Source organism: Streptomyces sp. NPDC056948 (assembly GCF_042674225.1).
GTDB classification, from domain to species: Bacteria; Actinomycetota; Actinomycetes; order Streptomycetales; family Streptomycetaceae; genus Streptomyces; species Streptomyces purpurascens.
Genome location: NZ_JBHUQX010000523.1, coordinates 1 through 5,651 on the forward strand (window position 1 = coordinate 1; position 5,651 = coordinate 5,651).

A 5,651-nucleotide genomic window follows, 5' to 3' on the forward strand; every position below is an offset into this window, starting at 1 on the left:
AGCGCCCCCGGACGTCCGTGTCCCGGTCAGCCGAAGAAGACGCCGACCTCCTCGTACAGCTTGGGGTCCACCGTCTTCAGGCGGGCCGTCGCGTCGGCGATCGGGACCCGGACGATGTCGGTGCCGCGCAGGGCGACCATCGTGCCGAAGTCGCCGTCGCGGACGCAGTCGATGGCGTGCAGGCCGAAGCGGGTGGCGAGCCAGCGGTCGAAGGCGCTGGGGGTACCGCCGCGCTGGACGTGGCCCAGGACCGTGGTGCGGGCCTCCTTGCCCGTGCGCTTCTCGATCTGCTTGGCCAGCCACTCGCCGACGCCGGACAACCGGACGTGCCCGAAGGAGTCCAGCGTCTGGTCCTTGAGGACCATGTCGCCGTCCTTCGGCATCGCCCCCTCGGCGATGACCACGATCGGGGCGTACGACGCCCTGAAGCGGGACGTCACCCAGGCGCAGACCTGCTCGACGTCGAAGCGCTGCTCGGGGATGAGGATGACGTTCGCGCCGCCGGCCAGGCCCGAGTGGAGGGCGATCCAGCCGGCGTGCCGGCCCATCACCTCGACGACCAGGACCCGCATATGGGACTCGGCGGTGGTGTGCAGCCGGTCGATCGCCTCGGTCGCGATGCCGACCGCGGTGTCGAAACCGAAGGTGTAGTCGGTGGCGGACAGGTCGTTGTCGATCGTCTTCGGGACGCCGACACAGGGCACGTCGTACTCGCCGGACAGCCGGGCGGCCACGCCCAGGGTGTCCTCGCCGCCGATGGCGATGAGGGCCTCGACCTCCATCGCGGCGAGGTTCTCCTTGATACGGCGGATGCCGTTCTCCTCTTTCAGCGGGTTGGTCCGCGAGGAGCCGAGGACGGTGCCGCCGCGGGGCAGGATGCCGCGCACGGCGGGGATGTCGAGACGGACGGTGTCGCCTTCCAGGGGACCGCGCCAGCCGTCCCGGAAGCCGGTGAAGTCGTAGCCGTACTCCTGCACGCCCTTGCGGACGATCGCCCGGATGACGGCGTTGAGCCCGGGGCAGTCGCCGCCTCCGGTCAGTACTCCGACCCGCATGGAATGTCCCTTCGCAGCAGGTGCCTGACGAAGGGTCAGTGTGGCGCGGGTCTCACTCGTCGTCGAGGCCGCGTTCTATCGCGTACCTGACCAGCTCCACGCGGTTGTGCAACTGGAGCTTGCCGAGGGTGTTCTGGACGTGGTTCTGCACCGTGCGGTGGGAGATGACCAGGCGTTCGGCGATCTGCTTGTAGCTCAGGCCCTTGGCGACCAGGCGCAGCACCTCGGTCTCGCGGTCGGTGAGCCGGGGCGCCTTCGGTTCGTCGGTGTCCGGGGCGGGGGCGGGTTCGGAGGCCAGGCGGCGGTACTCGCCGAGGACCAGTCCGGCGAGGCCGGGGGTGAAGACCGGGTCGCCGACGGCCGTGCGGCGCACCGCGTCCTGGAGTTCCCCGGTGGAGGCCGACTTCAGCAGGTAGCCGGTCGCGCCGGACTTCACGGCCTCCAGGACGTCGGCGTGCTCACCGCTCGCGGACAGCACGAGGACGCGCAGGGCGGGGTCGGCGGCGACGACCTCCTTGCAGACCTGGACGCCGGGCTTGGCGGGCAGGTTCAGATCCAGCACGAGGACGTCGGGCGCGGCGGCCTTGGCGCGGCGCACGGCCTGGTCGCCGTCGCTCGCGGTGGCGACCACCTCGAAGCCCGACTCGGCCAGGTCACGGGCGACGGCGTCGCGCCACATGGGGTGGTCGTCGACGACCATGACCTTGATCGGGTCCCGCCGGTCCTCGGTGCTCTCCGTCATCGCTGCTCCGCCTTCCCCCGTGCGTCCGTCACGTCTTTCGGTACCTTCAGCTCGACCTCAGTGCCCTGGCCCGGCACCGAGATCAGTTCCGCGCTGCCGCCGAGGTCGCGCAGCCGGCCGCGGATCGACAGGGCGACGCCGAGCCGCCCCTCGCCCTCGGCCTGGGCGAGCCGCCCCTGCGGGATGCCCGGGCCGTCGTCCCGGACGGTGACGATCACTTCGTCCGGCTCGTCCTCGACCAGGATCCACGCACGCGCCTGCTCCCCGGCGTGCCTGCGGACATTGTCCAGGGCGGCCCCGACGGCCGCGGCGACCTCGCGGGCGGCGACCGGGGTCAGCGGCACGGGCGCGCCGGGCTCGGCGAGGCTGACCATGGCCCCGGCGTACGGCGCGAGCAGGGCGCGCAGGTCTACCGGGCCGCTCTGCCGCGGCTCCTCGTCGACGGACCGGACGACCGCTCCCTCGGCGGCGTCCTCCGAGACCCGGGAGACGGGCACGAGCCCGCCGGAGACCAGGGTGCGCAGCGCGACCTCCTGCTCGCCGGCCATCCGGCCCAGCTCGGCCGCCTCACCGCCGATCACCGCCCCGCGCCGCTGCACCATCGCCAGCACCTGGAGCACGCTGTCGTGGATGTCCCGGGCGAGCCGCTCCCGCTCCCTGGTGGCGGCCTCGATCTCCAGCGCGCGGGCGAGGGTGCGCTCGGAGGCGCGGGCGACCTCGACGACGTAGCCGATGGCGATGGAGGCGATGCAGACGAGGATGACGTTGTGGACGGTGTCGCGGGCCGGAGTGCCGCGTTCGACCAGGTTGGCGACGGCCACGAGGCCGGAGGCGAGGGCCGCCCAGCGCCAGCCGCCCTTGACGGCGAAGGCGAGGACGGCTCCGGCGGTCCAGATCGACGGCAGGGTCGGGCCGCCGGCCTGGACCCGCTCGGGCGCGTCGGCGACGGGTGTGAGCAGGATGCCGGCGATCGCGATGGTGAGGTCGGCGGTGAGGAACCGCTTGGTGCAGCCGGCGGCGTTCGCGACCCGGGGCAGTGTGGCCAGGGTCCATACGCCCAGGACGGCGTAGTAGGCGACGGCGACCCAGGGGCGGGCGAACTCGTCGTAGGCGGTGGCGAACAGGCCCACCGCGTACAGCATCGTGAGCACCCGGTAGCCGGACAGCGCACGCCACAGCGGCTGCTCGACCGACATCGTCATGACTCGCTCGCGCTTGGCCATCTCCCCGCCCCCCGGCTTCGAGCCCCGACTAGGGCTCGGTCCGCCGCTGCTCCGTCCGGTCCTTCTCGGCCTGGTCCTTCTCGACCTGGTCCTTCTCGGCCTTCTCCTTCGCGGCCTGTTCCTTCTCCGCCCGCGCGAGTGCGGCCTTCGCCGCCTTCTCGGCTTCCTTCTCCGCCTTCGCCGCGTCCGCGATCTGCCGCTTCATGGCCGTCGCGTACATGTCGACGTACTCCTGGCCGGAGAGCTTCATGATCTCGTACATGACCTCGTCGGTCACCGCGCGCAGCACGAAACGGTCGTGCTCCATGCCCTGGTAGCGGCTGAAGTCCAGGGGCTTGCCGATCCGGATGCCCGGGCGCATCAGCTTCGGCATGACCTTGCCGGGCGGCTGGATCTTCTCCGTGTCGATCATGGCGACGGGGAGGACGGGCGCGCCGGTCGCGAGGGCCACGCGCGCGAGGCCGCCCGGCTTGCCCCGGTAGAGCCGCCCGTCGGGCGAGCGTGTCCCCTCCGGGTAGATGCCGAACAGCTCGCCGCTCTCCAGCACCTCTATGCCGCTCTTGATGGCGGCCTCACCCGCGCCGCGCGCGCCGGAGCGGTCCACGGGGAGCTGGCCGACGCCCTTGAAGAAGGCGGCCGTCAGCCGGCCCTTCACACCGGGCGTGGTGAAGTACTCGGCCTTCGCGATGAACGTGACCTTGCGGTCCAGGACCGCGGGCAGGAAGAACGAGTCCGAGAAGGACAGGTGGTTGCTCGCCAGGATCGCGGCGCCCTCTGCGGGAACGTTCTCCAGGCCTTCCACCCAGGGCCTGAAGGCGACCTTCAGCGGCCCCCCAACAGCGACCTTCATCGCGCCGTACAACAACCGAGTGCCTCCTGTATGTGTCGGTCAGACCATAACCCGGAGCGCTGTCAAAGGCGCCGACGGCCCTGGTCGGTGTCAGTGCGGTCGCGTACGGTGAAGGTCCCGCGAACGACGTGCGACCCCCTCCATGACGTTCCGTGACATTCCGTGATCGTGTCAGTCCCTTCTCACGACCAGGAGGCCGAAGGTGCCGGTCCTTTCCGGAGCCGAGCCGTTTCGCCACGAGGGCGGGGAGGTCGCCGTCCTCCTCTGCCACGGTTTCACCGGATCACCGCAGTCGCTGCGCCCTTGGGCGGAGCATCTCGCCGAGCGCGGCCTGACCGTCTCCCTGCCGCTGCTGCCCGGGCACGGCACCCGCTGGGAGGACCTGCGGATCACCGGCTGGCAGGACTGGTACGCGGAGGTGGACCGCGAGCTGCGCCTCCTGTGCGAGCGCCGCGAGCAGGTGTTCGTGGCCGGTCTGTCCATGGGCGGCGCCCTGGCCCTGCGCCTGGCCGCGAAGCACGGCGACGCCGTCAGCGGCGTGGTCGTCGTCAACCCCGCGAACAAGGTGCACGGCCTGGCCGCGCACGCGCTCCCGGTGGTCCGCCACCTCGTCCCCGCGACGAAGGGCATCGCCAGCGACATCGCCAAGCCGGACAGCCGGGAGCTCGGCTACGACCGGGTCCCGCTGCACGCGGCGCACTCCCTGCGCCAGTTCTTCCAGATCGTCGACGGCGAGCTGCCGCAGGTCACGCAGCCGGTGCTGCTGCTGCGCAGCCCGCAGGACCATGTGGTGCCGCCCGCCGACTCCGCCCGCGTCCTCAGCCGCATCTCCTCGACGGATGTGAAAGAGGTCATCCTGGAACAGAGCTACCACGTCGCCACGTTGGACCATGACGCGGACCGGATCTTCGAGGAGAGCGTCGAGTTCATCGGCCGGCTCGCGTCCGGCCTCGGCAAGGAGCCCGGTCTCGGCAAGGAAGGGACGACCGCAGGTGGCTGAGCACGACTCGGACCGCGAGGACCGTGAGCCGGACGAGCAGGGCGTCCCGTTCGACGAGGAGGCCGCCTGGGCCGCGATCGTCGCCGCGTACGGCGAGGAGCCGCCGGACCCGCCGGGCGCCAAGCCGTTCAAGTCGATCGAGGACTTGGCCCTGCCGGAGGCCGGGACCAACGACGACCGGGTGGACACGGCCGGGGCGTCCGGGGAGGCGGCGAAGCCCGCCGAGCCGGAGGAGGCCGCGAAGCCCGCGGACAAGCCGGCCAAGCCGGCCGCCCCGGCCGCGCCGCTGGGCGGCTCCGTCTCCTTCGCGCCCGGCGTCGGCCCGCGCGACTACTCCGCGCCCGAGCCCGCCGAGGACGACTTCGACGAGGACGACGAGGGCCACTTCGTGCCGCCGGAGCCGCCCCCGCTGCCTGCGGCCGACGTCACCGCGAAGTTCGCCTGGCTGGGCGTGCTCGGCGGGCCGGTCCTGCTGCTGCTGGCCGTGGTGCTCGGCTGGGAGATGACGTGGTGGCTGGCCACGGCGGGGATCGGCGGGTTCCTCGGCGGGTTCGCGACGCTGGTGATGCGGATGCGGACGGATGACGAGGACGACGAGGACCCGGGGCGCGGGGCGGTCGTCTAACCGGCTGGAATCTTGAGGGCGGCCAGGACCGGGAGATGGTCCGTGGCCGCCCTCAGGTCTGTGTCGGTCCCCCCGGGGTGACCCGCCGGCCCGCCGCAGCCCCGTAACGCGATGCCCGTGGTCGCGCAGATAGCGTCGATGCCTGTGTCTTATAAA

The 5,651-nt window shown here is 72.0% G+C and carries 6 protein-coding genes and 1 pseudogene; 2 read left to right on the forward strand and 5 right to left on the reverse strand.

Annotated elements, in window-relative coordinates; translation table 11 throughout:
- Positions 1 to 26: 26 nt before the first annotated feature.
- The 4 genes from ACFTZL_RS40075 to ACFTZL_RS40090 are packed head-to-tail and all read right to left on the reverse strand — an operon-like array spanning position 27 to position 3,870.
- A complete protein-coding gene (locus tag ACFTZL_RS40075; protein WP_382594030.1) occupies positions 27 to 1,055 on the reverse strand; it encodes a 6-phosphofructokinase in 1,029 nt (342 codons plus the stop codon).
- Between the two features lie 52 nt (positions 1,056 to 1,107).
- A complete protein-coding gene (locus ACFTZL_RS40080; protein WP_382594033.1) occupies positions 1,108 to 1,797 on the reverse strand; it encodes a response regulator in 690 nt (229 codons plus the stop codon).
- Entirely contained in the window at positions 1,794 to 3,020 is a 1,227-nt protein-coding gene (gene macS / locus ACFTZL_RS40085; RefSeq protein ID WP_382594036.1) for a MacS family sensor histidine kinase, read from the reverse strand. The genes ACFTZL_RS40080 and macS overlap by 4 nt, the downstream gene beginning before the upstream one ends.
- A gap of 28 nt (positions 3,021 to 3,048) precedes the next feature.
- Complete coding sequence (locus ACFTZL_RS40090; protein WP_382594039.1) at positions 3,049 to 3,870, reverse strand: lysophospholipid acyltransferase family protein; 822 nt, start codon at positions 3,868 to 3,870, stop codon at positions 3,049 to 3,051.
- 202 nt (positions 3,871 to 4,072) lie between these two features.
- Here ACFTZL_RS40090 and ACFTZL_RS40095 point away from each other — a divergent pair, with 202 nt between their 5' ends.
- Together ACFTZL_RS40095 and ACFTZL_RS40100 are read left to right on the forward strand one after the other, a co-directional pair.
- On the forward strand, positions 4,073 to 4,870 hold the full coding sequence (locus ACFTZL_RS40095; protein WP_382594042.1) for an alpha/beta hydrolase: 798 nt from the start codon (positions 4,073 to 4,075) through the stop codon (positions 4,868 to 4,870).
- Entirely contained in the window at positions 4,863 to 5,495 is a 633-nt protein-coding gene (locus ACFTZL_RS40100) for a hypothetical protein (RefSeq protein ID WP_382594045.1), read from the forward strand. The genes ACFTZL_RS40095 and ACFTZL_RS40100 overlap by 8 nt, the downstream gene beginning before the upstream one ends.
- On the opposite strand, the pseudogene ACFTZL_RS40105 reads toward ACFTZL_RS40100, so the two are convergent.
- Positions 5,492 to 5,635: pseudogene (locus ACFTZL_RS40105) on the reverse strand (endonuclease); the annotation flags it as partial. The gene ACFTZL_RS40100 and the pseudogene ACFTZL_RS40105 overlap by 4 nt on opposite strands.
- Positions 5,636 to 5,651: the final 16 nt, after the last annotated feature.

Coding starts and splice junctions, on each gene's coding strand:
- ACFTZL_RS40075 (WP_382594030.1), bottom strand. CDS start 1,055: ATGCGGGTCGGAGTACTGACCGGAGGCGGCGACTGCCCCGGGCTCAAC.
- ACFTZL_RS40080 (WP_382594033.1), bottom strand. CDS start 1,797: ATGACGGAGAGCACCGAGGACCGGCGGGACCCGATCAAGGTCATGGTC.
- macS (WP_382594036.1), bottom strand. CDS start 3,020: ATGGCCAAGCGCGAGCGAGTCATGACGATGTCGGTCGAGCAGCCGCTG.
- ACFTZL_RS40090 (WP_382594039.1), bottom strand. CDS start 3,870: ATGAAGGTCGCTGTTGGGGGGCCGCTGAAGGTCGCCTTCAGGCCCTGG.